Here is a 20,787-nt window from a genome sequence, read left to right on the forward strand (position 1 = left end):
ACTGGGGGTTAGCCGTTGTTTTTGCGGCGCAATCTGCTTTCGATCTCTTCGCGGGCGCTGTGCGTGGCCTTGAGCGAGATCGTGGCGCTGCCGTCTTCATTGTCGGTTCGCGAAACGATGTCGCCATTGCGGTAGAGCCAGTCGACAAGACCGAACTGCGCCGGCTCGATCGTCACCGTCAGGTCTTCCAGCTCGCCCGCCATCCGGGTCTCGATGATCGCCTTCAGCGCATCGATGCCCTCGCCGGTCACCGCCGATACGGCGATCGGTGGGCCCTTGCCACCATTGGCGCCTCCGTTTGCGATGTCGGGGGCAAGCAGACGGCTCCTGTTGCCTTCGTCGAGCTGGTCGATCTTGTTCCAGACCTCGATGACGCGCTTTGCATCCCCGGCATCGACGCCGAGATCGGCCAGGATGCGCTCGACATCGTCGGCCTGCGCCGCCGTGTCGGGGTCGGAAATGTCGCGCAGATGGATGACGAGATCGGCCTCGACTACCTCTTCCAGCGTGGCGCGGAAAGCCGCGATCAGATGCGTCGGCAGGTCCGAGATGAAACCGACCGTGTCCGAGAGGATGATTGGCGTGCCATGCGGCAGGCGCACGCGGCGAAGCGTCGGGTCGAGCGTGGCGAACAGCATGTCCTGCGCCAGCACGTCCGCTCCGGTCAGCCTGTTGAACAGCGTCGACTTGCCGGCATTGGTGTAGCCGACGATCGCCACCACCGGGAACGGTACCTTCTTGCGCTTGGCGCGGTGCAGGTCGCGCGTGCGGCGCACGGTCTCCAGCTCGTGCTTCAGCTTGATGATCTTTTCCTGCAACTGCCGCCGGTCGGACTCGATCTGGGTTTCGCCGGGACCGCCGAGAAAGCCGGCGCCGCCGCGCTGGCGCTCAAGGTGGGTCCAGCTGCGAACGAGGCGCCCCTTCTGGTAGTTGAGATGGGCAAGTTCGACCTGCAGCGTGCCTTCCTTGGTGCGGGCACGCTCGCCGAAGATTTCGAGGATCAGCCCGGTGCGATCCAGCACCTTGGCGTTCAGCTCTTTCTCGAGGTTGCGCTGCTGCACCGGCGTCAGCGGGTGGTCGACGATGACCAGTTCCGCACGGCGCTCCTTGACGATTTCGGCGAACTCCTCAACCTTGCCGCTGCCGAGCAAGGTCGCCGGCCGCGGGTCGTTGACGGTCACGACCGCCGTATGGACCGGATCGAGGTTGATGGCGCGGGCGAGGCCGACCGCCTCGTCATGGCGCGCATCGGCCGAACGCGTCAGCCGCGGACGATTGGTCTCGTCGTCGCCGCGAGGCTGGCGGGTAAGCACCGGCACAATGACGACGGCCCGGGTCGGACCGTCGGCTTCCGTCCCGGGATGATGGGTTGGTTTTCCGCGAACGGTGGCGTCCGCGTCCTTCTCACGTGCCAATCAGGCGCCCTGGCTTTCCTCGCCATCGAACATCTGAACCGGCTGGCTCGGCATGATCGTGGAAATGGCGTGTTTGTAGACGAGCTGGGAGTGACCGTCACGGCGCAGCAGCACACAAAAATTGTCGAACGAAGTGACCACGCCGGTCAGCTTCACGCCGTTGATGAGGAAGATGGTGAGCGGGTTCTTGCTCTTGCGAACTGAATTCAGGAACAGGTCCTGAAGGTTTTGCGATCGTTCCGCCATTGTTCTTGTCTTTCGCCGATCCCCTTCGGTTTGCAGCCAATGCGCCAAATTAGCCGGCACATGTCAAGCACGCAAACACCGTCTTGCCGTCAGTAACGACAAGCAGAACGAGATATATTGATGTTCATTCCACCTGAGCGGTTATCAGGCTGGACTTTTTTCCGCAATGTCAAAAAAGGCCTGCCGCAACGAAAGTGTTATTGAGCCGGGGTGGCCGTTGGCGATCGGATCGCCGTCAATGGCCACGACAGGCATGGCAATCGTCGTCGCGGAACTGATGAACGCCTCGCGTGCCGCCTTGGCCTCGGCGATGGAAAAACCGCGCTCCTCGATCTTCAAACCGAGCTTTGCCGCCACTTCGAACATGGTGGTGCGGGTGATGCCGCGCAGGATGCCGTGGTCGGCCGGCCTGGTGACCAGGACGCCATTCCTGGTGACGATCCAGGCGTTAGACGAGCCGCCTTCCTTGACGTTGCCGTCGGCATCCACGAACCAGGCTTCCTGCGCACCGGCCTCCTTGGCCTTCTGCTTGGCCAGCACGTTGGGCAACAGCCCGACGCTCTTGATGTCGACGCGGTCCCAGCGGTTCTCCGGCACGGTGATGACGGCGATACCGCTGTCGGCCCGTTTTGCGCCGGCGGCCGGGTCCGCCTTCCTGGCAGTCACCACCAAAGCCGGCTTGGTGTCCGCCGAAGGAAAGACAAAATCGCGGCTGGCGACGCCGCGCGTCACCTGGACATAGACCAGGCCGTTGGCGACATGATTGCGGTTGACCACCTCGCGCAGGATCAGCGGCAGCACGTTGCGTGTGACCGGCCAGGCGATCGACAGCTCGGTCAGCGAGCGGTTGAGCCGGGCAAGGTGGCGCGGCATGTCGACGATGAAGCCGCGCGCCACCTCGCAGACCTCGTAGACACCGTCGGCGAATTGATAGCCACGGTCCTCGATATGCACGGAAGCGTCCGCATGGGGGACGTAGCGCCCGTTGACATAGGCAATGCGCGGCATTGGCAACCCCTGGGATAACTCTCGGGCTTCTGAAAACCGTTTGGCAATTCTACTCCGGCGGCCATCTGACGGCGCCAGAGCGAATTTCGAAACGGGTTCTTATGCGATTCCGGCGTCGCCGTAACCGGCAAATGCTTGGCCCAGGCGCGGCTGAATGGACGTCGTTCGTCAGACGCCCAGCGATTTCAGCTTGCGGTGCAGAGCGGAGCGCTCCATGCCAATGAATTCGGCGGTCTTCGAGATGTTGCCGCCAAATCGGTTGATCTGCGCGATCAGATAGTCCTTCTCGAACTGTTCGCGCGCCTCGCGCAGCGGCAGCGCCATGATGTGCTGGTCGGACTGATTCGGCGTGCGCGGCATGACATCGCCGATCTCGGCGGGCAAAAGGTCAGCGGTGATCGGCGCATCGACATCGTCGCCGCGCGCCAGGATCATCAAACGCTCGACATTGTTGCGCAGCTGCCGAACGTTGCCCGGCCAGTTGTGCGCCTGGAGCACGGCCAGCGCGTCGTCGCCGATGCGGCGCGGCTTGATGCCTGCCTGGCGGGCGATCTGCTTCATGAAATTGTCGACCAGATAGGGAATATCCTCGCGCCGCTCGGCCAGCCCCGGCACCGTGACCGGAACCACCGCCAGGCGATGATAGAGATCCTCGCGGAAGCGGCCGTCGGCGATCATCGCCTCGAGGTTCTGCGAGGTCGAGGAAATGATGCGCACATCGACCTTGACCCGCTTGGTGCCCCCTACCCGCTCGAACTGCTGCTCGACCAGCACGCGCAGGATCTTGTTCTGCGTCTCGCGCGGCATGTCGGCCACTTCGTCGATATAGAGGATGCCGCGATGGGCCTCCTCGAGCGCGCCGACCTTGCGTTCGACACCGTTGGATTCGGTGCCGAACAGCTCGATCTCCATGCGTTCGGGCGTGATGTTGGCGGCGCTCAGCGTCACGAACGGTGCGCCCTTGCGCGCCGACAGCGTGTGGATGGCGCGCGCGGCCAGTTCCTTGCCCGAGCCCGAGGGGCCGATGATCATGACGCGGCTGTTGGTCGGCGCGACGCGCTCGATGGTCTGGCGCAGCTGGCTCATCGCCGACGACATGCCGATCAGGTCGAAGGTTTCGCCGCTGCGCAGCTTGAGGTCGGAAACCTCGCGCCGCAATTTCGAGGTCTCGAGCGCACGCTCGGCAATGAGGATCAGCCTGTCGGCCTTGAACGGCTTCTCGATGAAGTCATAGGCGCCGCGGCGGATGGCGGAGACCGCCGTTTCGATGTTGCCGTGGCCGGAGATCATCACCACCGGCAGGGTGGGATGCATGGTCTTGATCTCGTCGAGCAGCGCCAGCCCGTCCAGACGCGAGCCCTGCAGCCAGATGTCGAGGAAAATCAGCCTCGGCGCGCGATCAGCTATGGCAGCCAGCGCACTGTCGGCATCGAATGCCGTACGGGTTTCGTGACCTTCGTCGCTCAGGATGCCTGCGACGAGCTCGCGGATGTCTTCCTCGTCATCGACGATGAGAATATCAGACGCCATTACCGACCTTTTCAGTTTCTCTTTCGTGTTCCGTCCTGGCTTCACCACGCGATGGTGCAGCCGCGGCGGGCGGCAGGATGATGCTGATCATCGCGCCGCGCCCACCATGGAAGTCCGCAGGCGCATCATGGAGCTCCAGCTTGCCGCCATGGTCCTCCACGATCTTCTTGACGATAGCGAGACCAAGTCCGGTGCCCTTCTCGCGTGTGGTCATATAGGGCTCGAGCAGCCGTTGGCGATTCTCGCGCGGCAGGCCTTTGCCATTGTCGATGACGTCGATTCTGATCGCGCCATTCTGACGGCCGGCTTGAATCCGGATTATGCCGTGCGAACCGTCCGTTTGTTCCGATCCATCGATCGCCTCCGCGGCATTCTTGATCACATTGCCGAAAGCCTGCGCCATCAGCCGGCTGTCGAAAGTGCCCTTGAGCGGCTCGTTGCCGAAGATCCGCTCGAAGGTGATGTCGGCGCGGCTGACTTCGACCAGGAACGAAGCCTCGCGCAGTGATTCGCGCAAATCGATGGCCTTCATCTCAGGTTTGGGCATGCGCGCGAAAGCCGAGAACTCGTCGACCATGCGGCCGATGTCCTCGACCTGCCGGATGATGGTGTCGGTGCACTGGTCGAAAACCTCGCGGTCCTCGGTGATGACCTTGCCATAGCGGCGTTTGATGCGTTCGGCGGAAAGCTGGATGGGCGTCAGCGGGTTCTTGATCTCGTGGGCGATGCGCCGCGCCACGTCGGCCCAAGCGGAAGAACGCTGCGCCTGCACCAGGTCGGTGATGTCGTCGACCGTCACGACGTAGGATTTCTCCTCCGAGCCGTCATCGCCAGCCTCGACGGTGATCTGCACGTTGAAGGTGCGCTCGGTGCCGGCGCGGAAGAACGTCACCTGCTCGCGATAGACCGGCTTGCCCGACTGGCGGCCGATCTCGAAGACGCGGCCAACATGCGGCAGAATGGCGGAGAGGTTTTGTCCCAGTGCGGCGCTGGCGGAGATGGCCAGCATCGATTCGGCCGAACGGTTGACGATGGTGACGATGCCGAAGGGATCGACGCCGATGACCCCGGCGGTGACGCCGGCCAGCACCGCTTCCGAAAAGCGCCGCCGCTCGTCGATCAGATCCTTTGCCGACAGGATCTCGTTGCGTTGCGATTTCAATTCCAGCAGCATCTTGTTGAAGGTGTCGCCAAGCGAGGCGACATCGCCGTCCGAGGGCCTGACGGCGACCGCGACGTCGAGATTGCCGGTCGCCACCTCGTCGGCGGCGCCGATGAGCTGGCGGATGGGGCGCACCAGACGGTCGGCGACGGCAATGCCGGTCCAGATCGCGGACAGGATGATGATCAGCGTCAGCGACAGATAAGGCAGCGCGAAAGCCACCTGCGAGGTGCGCCTGTTGTCTTCGAGATTGCGATACTCGTCCGTATTGGACCTGACGATCTGCCTCGCCTTGATCACCTCGGGGTCCACCAATCGGATGGTGTAGAGGTACATGCCCTCGATCTCACGCAGCTTGACGATGGCGCCCATGATGTTGCGGGTGCGCGGCTCGATCAGCACCGGCCTGCCGTCGGTGGCGCCGCTGACGGAGCCTTCCGGCGGTTCCGGCATGGCGAAATCGGCATCGGTCTTGGCGCTCATGACGAACGAGCCGTCGGACCTGATCAGCGCCGCATGAGCCAGCGAGCGGCCCACGGCCTCCTTGCTCATGAGGTCGAGAAAGCCCGTGCGATCAAGGCCGTAGAGCGTACGTGACGCATCGAGGTCATAGGCCATCGACAGTGTCGTGCCCTGCAGATTGCGGGCATTCTCCTGAACATAGGCATCGGCGATCGACAGCGAGGAATTGACGATCGTCTTGGTGCGGATCTCGAACCAGCGATCAAGGCCGATATCGAGCGTGATCGAGGCGATGATCGCCACCATGATGGCCGGAATGGCGGCGACAAGCGCGAACATGGCGACGATGCGCACATGCAGCCGCGAGGCCGCCTTGCCATGCCGGCGCGCCATGACGATGCGATGCACCTCGCGTGCAACCAACGTGATGAGGAAGAGCACGAAGACCGCGTTGAGCGCGATCAGCGCCCAGGTCGTCCTGGCATCGGGTGCGATCGGCGTCGCCCCGACCAGGATGGTGAAGGAGATGGCCGCCATGATCAGCGCGCCGACGACCGCCACCACGCCGGGCAGCGCCAGCAAGCGACGTCCGTCGCGCGTGCCACGTTCGCTGAAAAGCGGCTTGTTGAGGTTCGGTGCCTGCGGAGTCATGTCGCCGTATGGAGCCAATGATTGCGTCCGATCTATGCAACGCATTGTGGCGATTATGCAACAAGTGTGACAACGACGGGAATCTTTCGCCGTTCCGTCCCCTGAAAAGACCGCGTCAGATCAGCGCTCAGCCCGGGCGCGATGATTTGTAGACATTGACGCCCAGTTCGCGAATCTTCTTGCGCAGCGTGTTGCGGTTGAGCCCCAGCAGTTCCGCCGCCTTGATCTGGTTGCCGCGCGTTGCCGTCATCGAGGCCAGGACCAGCGGATATTCGACTTCGGACAGAATGCGCTGGTAAAGGCCAGCGGGCGGCAATTCACCGGCAAACGAGGCGAAATAGCGCTGCAGGAAGTGCTCCACGGCCTGGCCGATCGACAGGTCGTCGGGAATGAGGTTGCCGCCATCCGGTACCACGGGACGCTCGCCGGTCTTGAGCTCGGCCTCGATGATCTCGGCCGAAATCTCGTCCTGCGAATAGAGCGCGGCGAGCCTGCGGACGAGATTCTCCAGTTCGCGCACATTGCCCGGCCAGGGATAGCGCTTCATCAGCTCGATGCCGCCGGACGAGATGCGCTTGGTCTGCAGCCCTTCCATCTCGCCGAGCTTGAAGAAATGGCGCACGAGATCGGGCACATCCTCCGAGCGCTCGCGCAACGCCGGCAGCCTGAGCGGCACGACGTTGAGGCGGTAGAACAGATCCTCGCGGAACAAGCCCTGATTGATCAGCGTACGCAGATCCTTGTTGGTGGCGGCAACGATGCGCACATCGGTCTTGATCGGCGTGCGGCCGCCAACGGTCGTGTACTCGCCCTGCTGGAGGACACGCAGCAGGCGCGTCTGCGCCTCCATCGGCATGTCGCCGATCTCGTCGAGGAACAGCGTGCCGCCCTCGGCCTGCTCGAAGCGGCCGGTGGAGCGGTTCTGGGCGCCGGTGAAAGCACCCTTCTCGTGCCCGAACAGTTCCGATTCGATCAGGTCGCGCGGGATCGCCGCCATGTTGATGGCAACGAACGGGCCGCCGCGACGACGGCCATATTCATGCAGCGCGCGCGCCACAAGTTCCTTGCCGGTGCCCGATTCGCCGGAGATCATCACCGTCAGGTCGGTCTGCATCATGCGCGCCAGCATGCGGTAGATGTCCTGCATGGCCGCCGAACGGCCAACCAGCGGCATCGCGTCGGGCTGTTCTTCGGGCCGCGCGTCGATCTTCGGCCGCCGCGGCTCCGACAGCGCGCGGTTGACGATGTTGAGGAGCTCGGTCAGGTCGAAGGGCTTCGGCAGATACTCGTAAGCGCCGGTTTCGGATGCGCGGATCGCCGTCATGAAGGTATTCTGGGCGCTCATGACGATGACGGGCAGTTCCGGCCGCGCCTTCTTGATGCGCGGCAGCATGTCGAAGGCGTTCTCGTCCGGCATGACCACGTCGGTGATCACCAGATCGCCCTCGCCCGCCGCCACCCAGCGCCACAAGGTCGAGGCGTTGGAGGTGACGCGCACCTCGTGGCCGACGCGGGAGAGCGCCTGGTTGAGCACGGTGCGGATCGCCGCATCGTCGTCGGCGACGAGAATATTGCCGCGAACGGTCATTTGCGGTCTCCTTCGCCGTCTTCATCGGCACCGAACTGGGTTTCCTTCCAGGCGGGCATCAAAATGCGAAACGTGGTGGCACGCGGCGTCGATTCGCATTCGATGATGCCGCCATGTTCGCCGACGATCTTGGCGACCAGTGCAAGCCCCAGCCCCGAGCCGTTCGGCTTGGTGGTGATGAAGGGGTCGAACAGGATCGGCAGGATATCTTCCGAGACGCCGGAGCCATTGTCGCGCACGCAAAACTCCAGCGGCAGCGACACGCGGTCCTGCGTGCCCGGAACCGAAACGCGAATGCCGGGCCGGAACGCCGTCGAAAGCACGATCTCGCCCTGCGGGTCGCTGCCGATCGCCTCGGCGGCATTCTTGACCAGGTTGAGGAACACCTGAATCAGTTGGTCGCGGTTGGCGAAGACCGGAGGCAATGATGGATCATAATCCTCCAATATCTTGATTCTTTTCGCAAAACCGTTCTTGGCGATAGCCTTCACGTGGTCGAGCACGACATGGATGTTGACGGGGTAACGATCGATCGGCCGCTCGTCGGAAAACACCTCCATGCGATCGACCAGGGAGACGATGCGGTCCGTCTCGTCGGTGATCAGCCGGGTCAGCGCACGATCCTCGTCGGATGCGGACAGTTCGAGCAGCTGGGCCGCGCCCCTTATGCCCGAGAGCGGGTTCTTGATCTCATGGGCAAGCATCGCCGCCAGGCCGGTCACCGAGCGCGCAGCGCCGCGATGCGTCATCTGCCGGTCGATCTTGTCGGCCATCGACCGTTCCTGGAACATCACAACCACCGAGCCAGGAAACTCGGGCACTGGCGCGACATAGAGATCGACGACCTTCTCGATGCCGAGGCGTGGCGACGACACGTCGACCCTGTACTCGTTGACCGGAGCCCGGCGCTCGCGCACCTGGTCGACCAAGGTCAGCAGCGGGCTGCCGAACGGGATGAGCTTGGACAGGGTGTTGCGTGCCAGCATGGTGGCGCTGGACCGAAAGAAGTCCTCGGCATCGGCATTGGCGAAGGTAATGAACCCTTCCTCGCTGATCATGATCACCGGACGGCGGATGGTGTTGAGCACGATCTGCGCGGCATCGGTCATTTCAATGCCCTGGCCAGCGGTGGCGTTCATGCGGCGCTCCGCAGGTTCAAGGGTTGCGGATCGCGCGAAAACACATCCCGCAGCAAGGCAATGACGCGTGGCGGTTCAAACGCGGTCAATATTGCCTTCCGGCTGTCGTCGGCGACGGCATGGCGATCGAGATACCAGCCCAGGTGCTTGCGCGCCTGCCGCAAGCCGCTCTCGACGCCATAAAGTGCCAGCATGTCTTCGTAGTGGGCGACGACATAGTCGGCCAGCGCCGTGGGATCCTGCGGCACATTGGCGGCCGTTTCGCCCCTGGCCGCGGCTGCGATGCCGCCGGCGATCCAGGGCGCGCCGTAATGTGCGCGGCCGACCATCACTGCATCGGCGCCGGACTGCTCGAGGATCGCGGCGGCCTCGGCCGGGGAACAGACATCGCCATTGGCGACCACCGGGATCGATACGGCTTCCTTGACGCGGGCAATCGCGCGCCAGTCGGCCTTGCCCTGATAGAACTGGCAGCGCGTGCGGCCATGCACGGTGACCATGCTGACGCCGGCCTGCTCGGCACGGCGTGCGAGCGTCGGCGCGTTAAGTGCGCCCTCGTCCCAGCCCAATCGCATCTTGACCGTGACCGGCACCTTGACCGCGCCGACCACGGCTTCGATCAGCGAGAGCGCATGGTCGAGGTCCAGCATCAATGCCGAGCCGGCATAACCGCCGGTGACCTTCTTGGCCGGGCAGCCCATGTTGATGTCGATGATATCAGCGCCCTCGCCCGCGGCTATACGCGCGCCTTCGGCCATATGGATCGCCTCGCGGCCGGCAAGCTGAACCATATGGACGGGCAGGCCGGAATGACGTATGCGCAGGTCGAAGCCGGCCCGGCCCTTGGCGAGTTCGCCGCTGGCCACCATTTCGGACACGACAAGGCCCGCGCCATGCGCATGGGCGCGCTGCCGGAACGGCTGGTCCGTAATGCCGGACATCGGCGCGAGGAACACGCGATTGCGGATACTCACGCCGCCGACGTCGAGCGGCGCGGCCAATTGGGTCACATTAACCATGCACAAAAACCAAGCATGTCCATTCGTTGCACATTCTCTAGCCAGAACCGCCGCAATGTGCAACGCGGAATGACGCCACATTAAGGCGCAATTGGGAAAATGCCTGCCGCCGGATTTGTGCCGCGACGAGAGCGCCGCGCATTCCTCCGGGACCCGCAAAGGACGCTTTGGATGTACATATTTGGCGCACGATCTTTTCCGAAAACCGATTACACTTTTCGGGATCGTGCGCTAAGCCAATCGGCATGACCGAGGGAAGTGAAAACTCGAGCGCGCAAAGCGGGGTTGCCGTGGTGATCGTCGCCGCCGGCCGCGGCGCTCGTGCCGGGCAGGCCAATGGGCCCAAGCAGTACCAGAGCATCGGCGGCCGCGCCGTCATTGCCCATACGCTGGAGATGTTCCTCGCCCATCCACGCACCGGCCAGATCGTCGTCGCCATCCATGCCGACGATCATGAGCTGTTCCGTCAAGCGGCGGGCCCCCACGCCCAGCGCGTCACCGCCGTCATCGGCGGCGCGACCAGGCAGGAGTCCGTCCGGCTCGGCTTGCTTGCGTTGAAAGGCCACGAACCGGCCCAGGTTCTGATTCACGATGCCGTGCGTCCGTTCCTCGACGCGGAATTGATCGACCGCACCATCGCCGCCATCGGCGAACATGAAGGGGCGTTGCCCGCTCTGCCCGTCGCCGACACGCTGAAACGCGAATCGGCCTCCGGCGTGGTCGCAGAGACGGTTTCCCGCAGCGGGCTGCACGCGGCGCAAACGCCGCAAGGTTTTCCCTACGGGCCGATCCTTGCCGCGCATGACAGGGCCCATCAGCTGGGCAGGCTGGATTTCACCGACGACGCGGCCATCGCCGAATGGGCGCATATTCCGGTCAAGATCGTTCCGGGCTCGCCGGACAATGTCAAACTCACCTGGGCACGGGACATCGCCATGGCGCACCAGCGGCTTTCCAGCGAACGGATACACTTTCCGGACATCCGCACCGGCAACGGCTACGACGTCCATGCGTTCGAGCCGGGCGACCATGTCACCCTGTGCGGCGTCGCCATTCCGCATGAGAAGAAACTGTCGGGCCATTCCGATGCCGATGTCGGTCTGCATGCCCTGACGGACGCGCTGCTGGCGACCTGCGGCGCCGGCGACATCGGCACGCATTTTCCGCCGTCCGATCCGCAGTGGAAGGGGGCTGCGTCCCGGATATTCGTCGAACATGCGGCAAGACTGGTGCGCGAGCGCGGCGGCCGCATCGCCAATGCCGATATCACGCTGATCTGCGAGGCGCCGCGCGTCGGCCCGCACCGCGAGGCGATGACATCGGCCCTTTCACGGATGCTGGGCATTTCCGCCGACCGCATCTCGATCAAGGCGACAACCAACGAGAAGCTCGGCTTTGTCGGCCGCGAGGAAGGCATTGCGGCGATCGCCACCGCCAGCGTCGTGTTTCCCGGCGAGGTCCCGGAATGAGCAACGCCGAGCTCGCAAACTCTCTGCTGCTGGCCTGCCAGCAACGTGGCATCATGCTGGCGACGGCGGAAAGCTGCACCGGCGGCCGATCATCGCGGCGCTCACCGACATTGCCGGCTCCTCCGCTGTGGTCGACCGCGGCTTCATCACCTATTCCAACGAAGCCAAGATGGAGATGCTCGGCGTTTCCGCCGAAACGCTCGACGCGCATGGAGCCGTGTCGCGCGAAACGGTGCTGGAGATGGCGGCCGGCGCGCTGGCGCATTCACGCGCAAGCCTTTCTCTTGCCGTTACCGGCATTGCCGGTCCAGGCGGAGGTTCGGCCGACAAGCCGGTCGGTCTCGTCTGGTTCGGCCTAGCCCTGGCCGGCCACCCGGTTGTCGCCGAGCGCCAGCTGTTTGGCCACAAGGGCCGCGAATTCATCCGCCACGAGACGGTGAGACACGCCCTGAAGCTGGGCCTGCAAGCGCTCAGCCAGAATTAGGCCTGCCGCGCAACACCGTAGATGACGTCGGCGCGTTTTTCGAAAGCCTCGGCGAACATGCGAAAGGCGCGGTCGAACATGGTGCCCATCAGCGCGCCCAGGATGCGGCTCTTGAATTCATAGTCGATGAAGAAGCGCACGGCGCAGCCGGCGCCATCGGGTTCGAAACGCCAGACATTGCTCAGATATTTGAACGGGCCATCGATGTATTTCACGTCGATGGCGTTCTCGTCGGGCTTCAAAAGCACCTGCGTCGTGAAGGTTTCGCGGATCGCCTTGTAGCCGATGCTCATGTCGGCAAGGAGGACGGTGCGTCCGTCACGCTCCTTGCGCGAGCGCACCGTCAGCGCTTCGCACAGCGGCAGGAACTGCGGATAGGCCTCGACATCGGCGACCAGCGCGAACATCTGCTGCGGCGTGTGGGCGACGCGGCGGGTGGCTTCGAATTTCGGCATAAGACCGGCTAGAGCGACTTCTGGAGCTGCGCTTCCCGCGCTGCGCGCAGCCGGGCGAAATCGTCGCCGGCATGGTGCGACGAGCGCGTCAGCGGGCTTGATGCCACCAGCAGGAAACCCTTGGTCCGGCCGATCGTCTCGAAGGATTTGAACTCTTCCGGGGTGACGAAGCGGATCACCGGATGGTGCTTCTTGGACGGCTGCAGGTACTGGCCGATGGTCATGAAGTCGACATTGGCCGAACACAGATCGTCCATCAGCTGCAGGATTTCATTCCGCTCCTCACCCAGACCCACCATGATGCCTGACTTGGTGAAGATCGACGCGTCGAGTTCCTTGACCCGCTGCAGCAGCCTGATCGAATGGAAATAGCGGGCGCCCGGCCGAACCTTCAGATAGTTCGACGGCACGGTTTCCAGATTGTGATTGAAGACGTCGGGCTTGGCCGCCACAACGATCTCCAGGGCGCCGTCCTTGCGCAGGAAATCGGGCGTCAGGATTTCGATCGTGGTCGAAGGCGTTGCCGCGCGGATGGCGCGAATGACTTCGGCGAAATGCTGTGCGCCGCCATCGGCAAGATCGTCGCGATCGACCGAGGTGATGACGACGTGGCTGAGGCCCATCTGCTTGACGGCATGGGCGACGCGAGCCGGCTCATCGGGGTCGAGCGCGGTCGGAATTCCGGTGGCGACGTTGCAGAACGCGCAGGCGCGCGTGCAGATTTCGCCCATGATCATGAAGGTGGCGTGCTTCTTTTCCCAACACTCGCCGATGTTGGGACAGCCGGCCTCTTCGCAGACCGTCACCAGCTTGTGGGATTTCACGATCTCGCGTGTCTCGGCGTAACCCTTGGAGACCGGCGCCTTGACGCGGATCCAGTCGGGTTTGCGCAGCACTTCCTGGTCGGGCTTGTGCGCCTTCTCGGGATGCCGCAGCCGCGGCGCGTTGGCGATCGTGTCGAGGACAGTGACCATCTGAATCCTGGCTTTTCTTGCGACCGCCCGTCGGCGATCGTCACCTTTACGTCATCTAGGACTTTTCGGCACAAAGAAAAAGGCTGCAGCGGCGCATGCCGCTACGACCGTCTTCGCATAGCCGGAACCATATCGACTAGCGGCGCACCAGGCGACCGACCCAGATCAGCAGGCAGGCGCCGATGAAGCCGGTGATCAGATAGGCGATCCAGCCGACGCCGAATGGGCCGAAATTGAGCGCCTGCAAGATCGCGTTCAGCACCACCGCGCCAACGATGCCCATGATAATGTTCATAAAAATGCCGGTGTTGCTCTTCATGAACATTTCGGCCAACCAGCCTGCCAGGCCGCCGATGATGATGGCTGCGATCCAGCCCACGCCGTTCAAGTGCATTTGCCTTCTCCTTGCGCGCGTAAAAATGCATCTGGAAACGAACTGCCTTGCCGCCGAGTTCCCGCAGCTTTCGGGGCTGAGTCTCCTGCGGCGAATCTATCATGCGTTCAGCGCGCGGCCATAGGCGTCGAGCACGCTTTCCTTCATCATCTCCGACAGCGTCGGATGCGGGAAGATGGTGTGCATCAACTCTTCCTCGGTGGTTTCGAGGTTCATCGCCACGACGAAACCCTGGATCAACTCGGTCACTTCGGCGCCGACCATGTGGGCGCCGAGCAACTGGCCGGTTTTCTTGTCGAAGATGGTCTTGATGAAGCCCTGGTCCTCGCCAAGGGCGATGGCCTTGCCGTTGGCGGCGAACTGGAAGCGGCCGACGCGGATATCCTTGCCTTCGGCCTTGGCTTTCGCTTCCGTCAGGCCGACGGAGGCAACCTGCGGATTGCAGTAGGTGCAGCCCGGGATCTTGAGCTTGTCGGTGGCATGCACGCCGGGGAAATTGGCGATCTTCTCGATGCACACCACGCCTTCATGCTCGGCCTTGTGGGCAAGCATCGGCGGGCCGGCGACATCGCCGATGGCATAGATGCCCGGCACATTGGTCTTGCCGTAGCCGTCGATGACGACGCAGCCGCGTTCGGTCTTCACACCAAGCGTCTCCAGGCCGAGGCCCTCGATGTTGCCTTGCACGCCGACGGCCGAGATCATGCGGTCGGCGGTGATCTTCTCGACCTTGCCGTCCTTCATCTCGACATGCGCGGTGACCGAGTTGGCACCCTTCTCGACCTTGGTCACCTTGGCTTCGAGAATGATCTTCATCCCCTGCTTCTCGAACTGTTTTTGCGCGAATTTCGAAATTTCGGCGTCCTCGACCGGCATCACCGCGGGCAGAAGCTCGACCACGGTCACCTCGGCACCCATGGTGCGGTAGAAGGAGGCGAATTCGATGCCGATGGCGCCCGAGCCCATCACCAGCAGCGACTTCGGCATCTCCTTCGGCACCATGGCCTCGAAATAGGTCCAGATCAACTTGCCGTCCGGCTCGATGCCAGGCAGCGCGCGCGGCCGGGCGCCGGTCGCCAGGATGATGTGCTTGGCGGTGTAAGTGCCCTCGCCCTTGATGCCTTTCGGCACCGGCGGCTGCGGTTCCATCGGCTTCTTGCCCGTCTTGGAGACGACGATCTCGCCCGGTTTCGAAAGCTTGGCCTCGCCCCAGATAACGTCGACCTTGTTCTTCTTCATCAGGAAGCCGACACCGCCATTGAGGCGCAGCGAAACCTTGCGGGAGCGATCGACGACAGCCGATGTGTCGACGCTGACCTTGCCGTCGAGCTTCAGCCCATAGTCCTTCAAATGATCGGAATAGTGCATGATCTCGGCCGAGCGCAGCAGCGCCTTGGTCGGGATGCAGCCCCAGTTGAGGCAGATGCCGCCGAGATGCTCGCGCTCGACGATCGCCGTCTTGAAGCCAAGCTGGGCGGAACGCACTGCCGTGACATAGCCACCGGGACCGGAGCCGATGATGATGACGTCGTAGTTCTCAGCCACGATTTTTCTCCTTATTCACAGTTCCAGCATGACGCGCACGACCGGCGTCAGCGCCTGTCCGATGTTCCGCGTGTTTTCGGCGTCGAGGTGGACGCCGTCGAGAGGAGTGGTTTGCGCGACCGTGCCGGCGTCGAAGAAGCCGCAGCCGGCTTCGTCGGCGAGCCCGGCATATTGCGGCGCCAACAGCTTCGAGGCGTCGTCGCCGCCGGCAAACATTTCCTTGAAGTCGGCATTTTCGGTGCGGCTGACGAGAGGCGGCGAAACAATCAGGATCTGCGGCGCGGGCCAGTCGATTGGATAGTCGTGGCCGCGTATGATGTCGATCAGCCGCTGGATGCCTTGCTTGGCGGCAACCGGATTGCCGTGGATCCATGGCTTCATGTCGTTGGCGCCGAGCATGATGACGATCAGGTCGATCGGCGCGTGCGTCGTCAGCACCGTCGGCAGCAGCCGCGCGCCGTTGCGATCGGCACCGGCAAGGTGATCGTCGAAGGCCGTGGTGCGGCCATTGAGACCATCGGCGATGACCTGGACGCCGCCGCCGAGCCCTGCCTGCAGCACGCTGGGCCAGCGATCCTCAAAGGCGTGGCGGCCGCCTTCGGCATTGTAGCCCCAGGTAAGCGAGTCGCCGTAGCAAAGCACCGTCTTCATCCGCTCAGCCCGCCTATGTCTGTCTTGCCGCGTTTCACCCGCCGGCGAATCCGGAAATGATCAGGACGAAAAGGCTGGTGAAGAATTTCCGCACCGCCCTTTTCCTTCCTAGACCAGCATGCCCATCGGGTTTTCGATCAGCCGCTTGAAGGCGACCAGCAGTTCGGCGCCGAGCGCGCCATCGACGGCGCGATGATCGGTCGACAGCGTCACCGACATGACGGTGGCGATTTTGATCTCGCCGTTCTTGACCACCGCCCGCTCCTCGCCGGCACCGACCGCCAGGATCGTCGCATGCGGGGGGTTGATGACGGCGGCAAAGTCCTTGATGCCGAACATGCCGAGGTTGGACACCGCCGTGGTGCCGCCCTGATACTCTTCCGGCTTTAGCTTGCGGCTGCGGGCGCGGCTCGCCAGGTCCTTCATCTCGTTGGAGATGGTGGACAACGTCTTTTCGTCCGCTTTGCGAATAATCGGCGTGATCAGGCCGCCGGGGATCGAGACGGCAACGCCGACATCGGCATGCTTGTGCTTGACCATGGCGCTTTCGGTCCAGGAGGCATTGGCATCCGGCACCGCCTTCAAGGCCAGCGCCATTGCCTTGATCACCATGTCGTTGACCGACAGCTTGTAGGCCGGCGCCTCGCCTTTCTCGGTCTTCTTCACCGGAGCCGCCGCATTGATCTGCGTACGCAATGCCAAGAGCGCATCGAGCTCGCAGTCGAGCGTCAGGTAGAAATGCGGGATGGTGGTCTTGGCCTCGACCAGGCGCCGCGCAATGGTCTTGCGCATATTGTCGTGCGGGACGAGTTCGTAAGAGCCCTGCTCGAACAGCTTCAGCACCTGTTCGTCCGACATCGCCTTCACCGCCGGGGCAGCGGCCGGTGCACCAGCCGGAGCCTTGGCCGCCGGTGCTGCCTTGGCTCCTCCGCCGGCAATCGCGGCATCGACATCTGCTTTCACCACGCGGCCATGCGGACCGGTGCCGGTCACAACAGACACATCGAGGCCGGCCTCCTTGGCAATGCGCCGTGCGAGCGGCGAGGCGAAGGTACGGCCTTCAGGCGACTGGCTGATCTCCCTCCCTGTGGGGGAGATGCCAAGTGGTGGCAAAGAGGGCAGGCCAGAGGGGGGCGCCTCGCGCTGAGAGGACGGCGGGACAGCGCCCCCCTCTGTCGGCTTCGCCGACATCTCCCCCACGGGTGGGGAGATTGGCGCCTTGTCTTCCTCGGCTTCCGCCTTGGGCGCAGCACCACCGCTTTTCGCCGCCGCCCCCACATCCTCGCCCTCGGCTGCGAGCACGGCGATCAGCGCGTTGACCTTGACGCCTTCGGTGCCGGCTGGAACGACGAGCTTTGCAACCGTACCCTCATCGACAGCCTCGACTTCCATCGTCGCCTTGTCGGTCTCGATCTCGGCGATGACATCGCCCGGCGAAACCTTGTCGCCCTCTTTCACGAGCCACTTCGACAGATTGCCCTCTTCCATCGTGGGCGAGAGCGCCGGCATGGTGATGTTGATTGGCATTTTGTCCTCCCGCCCGGTTCAGCGATACGCGACGGCTTTGACCGCCTCGATGACCTCGCCGACATTCGGCAAGGCCAGTTTCTCGAGGTTGGCCGCATAGGGCATCGGCACATCCTTGCCGGCAATGGTGATGACCGGGGCGTCGAGGAAATCGAAGGCGCGCTGCGAGACCTGGTTGGCGATATGGTCGCCGACCGAGTTCTGCGGATAGCCTTCCTCCACGACCACCAGCCGGTTGGTCTTCTTGACCGATGCGATGATCGTGTCGAGGTCGATCGGGCGGATCGTGCGCAGATCGATGATCTCGGCATCGATGCCCATGCCGCGCAGTTCCGCTTCCGCCTTGACCGCATAGGTCATGCCGATGCCGAACGAGACGATGGTGACGTCCTTGCCCGTCTTATGGATACGCGCCTTGCCGATCGGCAGCACGAAGTCATCCAGCTTCGGCACGTCGAAAGACTGGCCGTAGAGGATTTCGTTCTCGAGGAAGATGATCGGGTTCGGATCGCGGATCGCGGCCTTCAGCAAGCCCTTGGCGTCGGCGGCCGTATAGGGCATCACCACTTTCAGGCCGGGAATGTGGCTGTACCAGGCGGCGTAGCACTGCGAATGCTGTGCGGCGACGCGGGCCGCAGCACCATTCGGGCCACGGAACACGATCGGCGCGCCCATCTGGCCGCCCGACATATAAAGCGTCTTGGCGGCCGAGTTGATGATCTGGTCGATCGCCTGCATGGCGAAATTGAAGGTCATGAACTCGACGATCGGCTTCAGCCCGGCCATCGCCGCACCGACGCCGACGCCGGCAAAGCCATGCTCGGTGATCGGCGTGTCGACGACGCGGCGTGGCCCGAATTCCTGCAGCAGGCCTTGGGTGATCTTGTAGGCGCCCTGGTATTCGGCGACCTCCTCGCCCATGACGAAGACATCGCCGTCGCGGCGCATTTCCTCGGCCATCGCGTCGCGCAAGGCTTCGCGCACCGTGGTCGACACCATCTCCGTGCCGGCCGGAATGTCGGGATCGGCGGCGATTTCCGCTTTCGGTGCGGCTGCGACTGGTGCTTGTTTACCCTTGTGGGGAGGGTCGGCCGGCTCGCCGGCCGGGGTGGGGGTGTGGCGGCCGCGTCACCCTCCCGCGCCTGCGGCGCGACCTCCCCCATCAGAGGGGGAGGTAATGGAGCTGGCGCTTTCGCCGTCCTGCAGCAAAACCGCGATCGGTGTGTTGACCTTGACGCCTTCGGTGCCGGCGGCGATCAGGAGCTTTCCAATCGTGCCCTCATCGACGGCTTCGACTTCCATCGTCGCCTTGTCGGTTTCGATCTCGGCGATGACGTCGCCGGCGACGACCTTGTCGCCCTCGTTCTTCAACCATTTGGAAAGATTGCCCTCTTCCATGGTCGGCGAGAGAGCGGGCATGAGAATTTCGATCGGCATGTTCCTCGCGCTCCCTTACAGTACGATATTGGTCCAGAGCTCGGACGGATCCGGCTCTGCATCGTTCTGGGCAAACTCGGCGGCGTCGGCGACGACGTCGCGCACCTCCTTGTCGATGGCCTTCAATTCGTCCTCGGTCGCCCACTTCTTCTGTGTCAACCGCGCCTTGACCTGCTCGATCGGGTCATGGTCCGAGCGCATCTTCTGGACCTCTTCCTTGGAGCGGTATTTCGCCGGGTCGGACATCGAGTGACCGCGATAGCGATAGGTCTGCATTTCGAGAATGATCGGCCCGTTGCCGGCACGGCACCATTCGGTTGCCTGATCGCCGGCGGATTTGACCGCACGCACATCCATGCCGTCGACCTGGATGCCCGGAATCTTGAACGAAGCGCCGCGATGCGAAAAATTGGTTTCCGCCGACGAGCGCGAGACCGAGGTGCCCATGGCGTAACGGTTGTTCTCGATGATGTAGATCACCGGCAACTTCCACAGCGAGGCCATGTTGAAGCTTTCATAGACCTGGCCCTGGTTGGCGGCGCCGTCGCCGAAATAAGTCAGCGAGACATTGTTGTTTTCACGATAGCGGTTGGCGAAGGCGAGGCCCGTGCCCAGAGACACCTGCGCGCCGACAATGCCGTGGCCGCCGTAAAAATGCTTCTCCTTGGAGAACATGTGCATGGAGCCGCCCTTGCCTCTCGACAGGCCGCCGCGGCGTCCGGTCAGCTCGGCCATGACACCGCGCGGCGACAGCTCCATCGCCAGCATGTGGCCGTGATCGCGATAGGCGGTGATCATCTGGTCGCCATCGATCAGCGCCATCTTCATGCCGGTGACGACGGCTTCCTGGCCGATGTAGAGATGGCAGAAGCCGCCGATGAAGCCCATGCCATAGAGCTGGCCGGCCTTTTCCTCGAAGCGGCGGATGAGCAGCATGTGCCGGTAGGCGGCAAGCTCTTCGTCCTTGGTGAATTCAGCAGGCTTGGGTGCTGAAAGCACCGATTTGCCGTCGGATTTCGATTTGGCAGGCGCTTTTCTGGCTGCGGTGGCCATGCATCACTCCCTGTTGGCGTCTCTTTGCGGACATTGGAGCTAGAGGAAATCTGCTCCCGGGGAGATCAGCCTCCCCACCGATTTATGGGAGGCTAACACGCGTTACAGCGTTGCGCCATGACGAATTTGCATAGCTGGCATGCGCCTAAGCGATTAAAATCATTGAAAATATTGGTGATTAACTGAAATTCAGTTACTTTGACGAGGCCGGCAACATGATGGTGATTTCATCAGGCTGGGACAGGTTGAGCGCTTTGCGCGCCTGCTCGTCGAGCATGTCTTTCTCCAGCGTGCCGTCATGCATGAGCCGAACGCGTCGTTCAAGCTCCATCCGGCGCGCCTTGACGGCATCGAGCTGCGCCTGCAGCGCGACCGTCTGGGCCTCGAGCTGATATTTCGAATTGATGCCGAATTCACCGTGATAGGCGTGGAAGCCGAAATAGGCCAGGAATACCACGCAAAGCGAAGGGATGATCAGCCGGCCGGTGTTTCTCTGCTTGTGCTGACGCGTCCACATCGCCCGTTCCCTCGCGGCCGCGAACTCAGGCGGCTCACGACCTTTTTCGCCCGATTGTGCT

Annotated in this window: 17 protein-coding genes and 2 pseudogenes; 2 read left to right on the forward strand and 17 right to left on the reverse strand. The window is 63.1% G+C overall.

All coding sequences use genetic code 11. The features are described 5' to 3' along the window. Positions 1–8 precede the first annotated feature (8 nt). The 8 genes from hflX to dusB form a co-directional block, all read right to left on the reverse strand. Positions 9–1,415 (reverse strand): GTPase HflX, encoded by a 1,407-nt coding sequence (hflX, locus tag AC0NIH_RS21970; RefSeq protein ID WP_473464553.1) that lies wholly within the window; start codon positions 1,413–1,415, stop codon positions 9–11. Next, complete coding sequence (gene hfq / locus AC0NIH_RS21975; protein ID WP_006202172.1) at positions 1,416–1,661, reverse strand: RNA chaperone Hfq; 246 nt, start codon at positions 1,659–1,661, stop codon at positions 1,416–1,418. A 144-nt stretch (positions 1,662–1,805) separates the two neighbouring features. Next, positions 1,806–2,669 (reverse strand): D-amino-acid transaminase, encoded by an 864-nt coding sequence (locus tag AC0NIH_RS21980; protein WP_473464550.1) that lies wholly within the window; start codon positions 2,667–2,669, stop codon positions 1,806–1,808. Positions 2,670–2,837: 168 nt separating this feature from the next. Further along, positions 2,838–4,199: a nitrogen assimilation response regulator NtrX gene (gene ntrX, locus AC0NIH_RS21985; protein WP_023768848.1), complete on the reverse strand. Its 1,362-nt coding sequence runs from the start codon at positions 4,197–4,199 to the stop codon at positions 2,838–2,840. After that, positions 4,189–6,519 carry a sensor histidine kinase NtrY-like gene (locus tag AC0NIH_RS21990; protein WP_411969189.1) on the reverse strand — a complete coding sequence of 777 codons (2,331 nt, stop codon included), beginning with the start codon at positions 6,517–6,519 and terminating at the stop codon, positions 4,189–4,191. Before AC0NIH_RS21990 ends, ntrX begins: the two co-directional genes overlap by 11 nt. Before the next feature lie 82 nt (positions 6,520–6,601). Next, a complete protein-coding gene (gene ntrC / locus AC0NIH_RS21995) occupies positions 6,602–8,062 on the reverse strand; it encodes a nitrogen regulation protein NR(I) (protein ID WP_013895630.1) in 1,461 nt (486 codons plus the stop codon). After that, on the reverse strand, positions 8,059–9,201 hold the full coding sequence (locus tag AC0NIH_RS22000; RefSeq protein ID WP_013895631.1) for a two-component system sensor histidine kinase NtrB: 1,143 nt from the start codon (positions 9,199–9,201) through the stop codon (positions 8,059–8,061). Before AC0NIH_RS22000 ends, ntrC begins: the two co-directional genes overlap by 4 nt. Beyond that, a complete protein-coding gene (gene dusB, locus AC0NIH_RS22005) occupies positions 9,198–10,220 on the reverse strand; it encodes a tRNA dihydrouridine synthase DusB (RefSeq protein ID WP_023776102.1) in 1,023 nt (340 codons plus the stop codon). The genes AC0NIH_RS22000 and dusB overlap by 4 nt, the downstream gene beginning before the upstream one ends. Positions 10,221–10,465: 245 nt before the next feature. On the opposite strand from dusB, the gene AC0NIH_RS22010 reads away from it, so the two are divergent. Beyond that, a complete protein-coding gene (locus AC0NIH_RS22010) occupies positions 10,466–11,689 on the forward strand; it encodes a bifunctional 2-C-methyl-D-erythritol 4-phosphate cytidylyltransferase/2-C-methyl-D-erythritol 2,4-cyclodiphosphate synthase (protein ID WP_023776103.1) in 1,224 nt (407 codons plus the stop codon). Continuing rightward, positions 11,686–12,173 (forward strand): annotated as a pseudogene (locus tag AC0NIH_RS22015) (CinA family protein). Before AC0NIH_RS22010 ends, AC0NIH_RS22015 begins: the two are co-directional and overlap by 4 nt. On the opposite strand, the gene AC0NIH_RS22020 reads toward AC0NIH_RS22015, so the two are convergent. The 9 genes and pseudogenes from AC0NIH_RS22020 to AC0NIH_RS22060 all read right to left on the reverse strand — a co-directional run bounded on the left by AC0NIH_RS22020 (position 12,170) and on the right by AC0NIH_RS22060 (position 20,726). Further along, the gene (locus AC0NIH_RS22020; RefSeq protein ID WP_013895635.1) at positions 12,170–12,628 is read right to left on the reverse strand and encodes a type II toxin-antitoxin system RatA family toxin; all 459 of its coding nucleotides are present in this window, start codon (positions 12,626–12,628) and stop codon (positions 12,170–12,172) included. The pseudogene AC0NIH_RS22015 and the gene AC0NIH_RS22020 overlap by 4 nt on opposite strands. An 8-nt stretch (positions 12,629–12,636) precedes the next feature. Next, on the reverse strand, positions 12,637–13,602 hold the full coding sequence (lipA, locus tag AC0NIH_RS22025) for a lipoyl synthase (RefSeq protein ID WP_473464545.1): 966 nt from the start codon (positions 13,600–13,602) through the stop codon (positions 12,637–12,639). A 136-nt stretch (positions 13,603–13,738) separates the two neighbouring features. Further along, on the reverse strand, positions 13,739–13,996 hold the full coding sequence (locus AC0NIH_RS22030; RefSeq protein ID WP_013895637.1) for a GlsB/YeaQ/YmgE family stress response membrane protein: 258 nt from the start codon (positions 13,994–13,996) through the stop codon (positions 13,739–13,741). A 99-nt stretch (positions 13,997–14,095) separates the two neighbouring features. Continuing rightward, on the reverse strand, positions 14,096–15,541 hold the full coding sequence (lpdA, locus tag AC0NIH_RS22035) for a dihydrolipoyl dehydrogenase (protein WP_473464542.1): 1,446 nt from the start codon (positions 15,539–15,541) through the stop codon (positions 14,096–14,098). 15 nt (positions 15,542–15,556) lie between these two features. Further along, positions 15,557–16,192: an SGNH/GDSL hydrolase family protein gene (locus tag AC0NIH_RS22040; RefSeq protein ID WP_473464540.1), complete on the reverse strand. Its 636-nt coding sequence runs from the start codon at positions 16,190–16,192 to the stop codon at positions 15,557–15,559. A 108-nt stretch (positions 16,193–16,300) separates the two neighbouring features. Continuing rightward, the gene (locus AC0NIH_RS22045) at positions 16,301–17,719 is read right to left on the reverse strand and encodes a pyruvate dehydrogenase complex dihydrolipoamide acetyltransferase (protein WP_473464537.1); all 1,419 of its coding nucleotides are present in this window, start codon (positions 17,717–17,719) and stop codon (positions 16,301–16,303) included. Positions 17,720–17,737: 18 nt separating this feature from the next. Next, positions 17,738–19,156: pseudogene (locus AC0NIH_RS22050) on the reverse strand (pyruvate dehydrogenase complex E1 component subunit beta). Between the two features lie 15 nt (positions 19,157–19,171). Next, complete coding sequence (gene pdhA, locus AC0NIH_RS22055) at positions 19,172–20,209, reverse strand: pyruvate dehydrogenase (acetyl-transferring) E1 component subunit alpha (RefSeq protein WP_224731314.1); 1,038 nt, start codon at positions 20,207–20,209, stop codon at positions 19,172–19,174. A gap of 193 nt (positions 20,210–20,402) precedes the next feature. Beyond that, positions 20,403–20,726, reverse strand: a complete 324-nt coding sequence (locus AC0NIH_RS22060) for an FtsB family cell division protein (RefSeq protein ID WP_023768858.1) — start codon at positions 20,724–20,726, stop codon at positions 20,403–20,405. Between the last annotated feature and the right edge of the window lie 61 nt (positions 20,727–20,787).

It is taken from the genome of Mesorhizobium sp. WSM1386, assembly GCF_055901595.1.

Bases quoted from the DNA above. Each gene is read 5' to 3' on its own strand.
- AC0NIH_RS22020 (WP_013895635.1), bottom strand. From the start codon at position 12,628: ATGCCGAAATTCGAAGCCACCCGCCGCGTCGCCCACACGCCGCAGCAG.
- dusB (WP_023776102.1), bottom strand. From the start codon at position 10,220: ATGGTTAATGTGACCCAATTGGCCGCGCCGCTCGACGTCGGCGGCGTG.
- lipA (WP_473464545.1), bottom strand. From the start codon at position 13,602: ATGGTCACTGTCCTCGACACGATCGCCAACGCGCCGCGGCTGCGGCAT.
- AC0NIH_RS21990 (WP_411969189.1), bottom strand. From the start codon at position 6,519: ATGCGTTGCATAGATCGGACGCAATCATTGGCTCCATACGGCGACATG.
- AC0NIH_RS22000 (WP_013895631.1), bottom strand. From the start codon at position 9,201: ATGAACGCCACCGCTGGCCAGGGCATTGAAATGACCGATGCCGCGCAG.
- AC0NIH_RS21980 (WP_473464550.1), bottom strand. From the start codon at position 2,669: ATGCCGCGCATTGCCTATGTCAACGGGCGCTACGTCCCCCATGCGGAC.
- AC0NIH_RS22045 (WP_473464537.1), bottom strand. From the start codon at position 17,719: ATGCCAATCAACATCACCATGCCGGCGCTCTCGCCCACGATGGAAGAG.
- hfq (WP_006202172.1), bottom strand. From the start codon at position 1,661: ATGGCGGAACGATCGCAAAACCTTCAGGACCTGTTCCTGAATTCAGTT.
- AC0NIH_RS22060 (WP_023768858.1), bottom strand. From the start codon at position 20,726: ATGTGGACGCGTCAGCACAAGCAGAGAAACACCGGCCGGCTGATCATC.
- AC0NIH_RS22030 (WP_013895637.1), bottom strand. From the start codon at position 13,996: ATGCACTTGAACGGCGTGGGCTGGATCGCAGCCATCATCATCGGCGGC.
- ntrX (WP_023768848.1), bottom strand. From the start codon at position 4,199: ATGGCGTCTGATATTCTCATCGTCGATGACGAGGAAGACATCCGCGAG.
- pdhA (WP_224731314.1), bottom strand. From the start codon at position 20,209: ATGGCCACCGCAGCCAGAAAAGCGCCTGCCAAATCGAAATCCGACGGC.
- ntrC (WP_013895630.1), bottom strand. From the start codon at position 8,062: ATGACCGTTCGCGGCAATATTCTCGTCGCCGACGACGATGCGGCGATC.
- AC0NIH_RS22040 (WP_473464540.1), bottom strand. From the start codon at position 16,192: ATGAAGACGGTGCTTTGCTACGGCGACTCGCTTACCTGGGGCTACAAT.
- AC0NIH_RS22010 (WP_023776103.1), top strand. From the start codon at position 10,466: ATGACCGAGGGAAGTGAAAACTCGAGCGCGCAAAGCGGGGTTGCCGTG.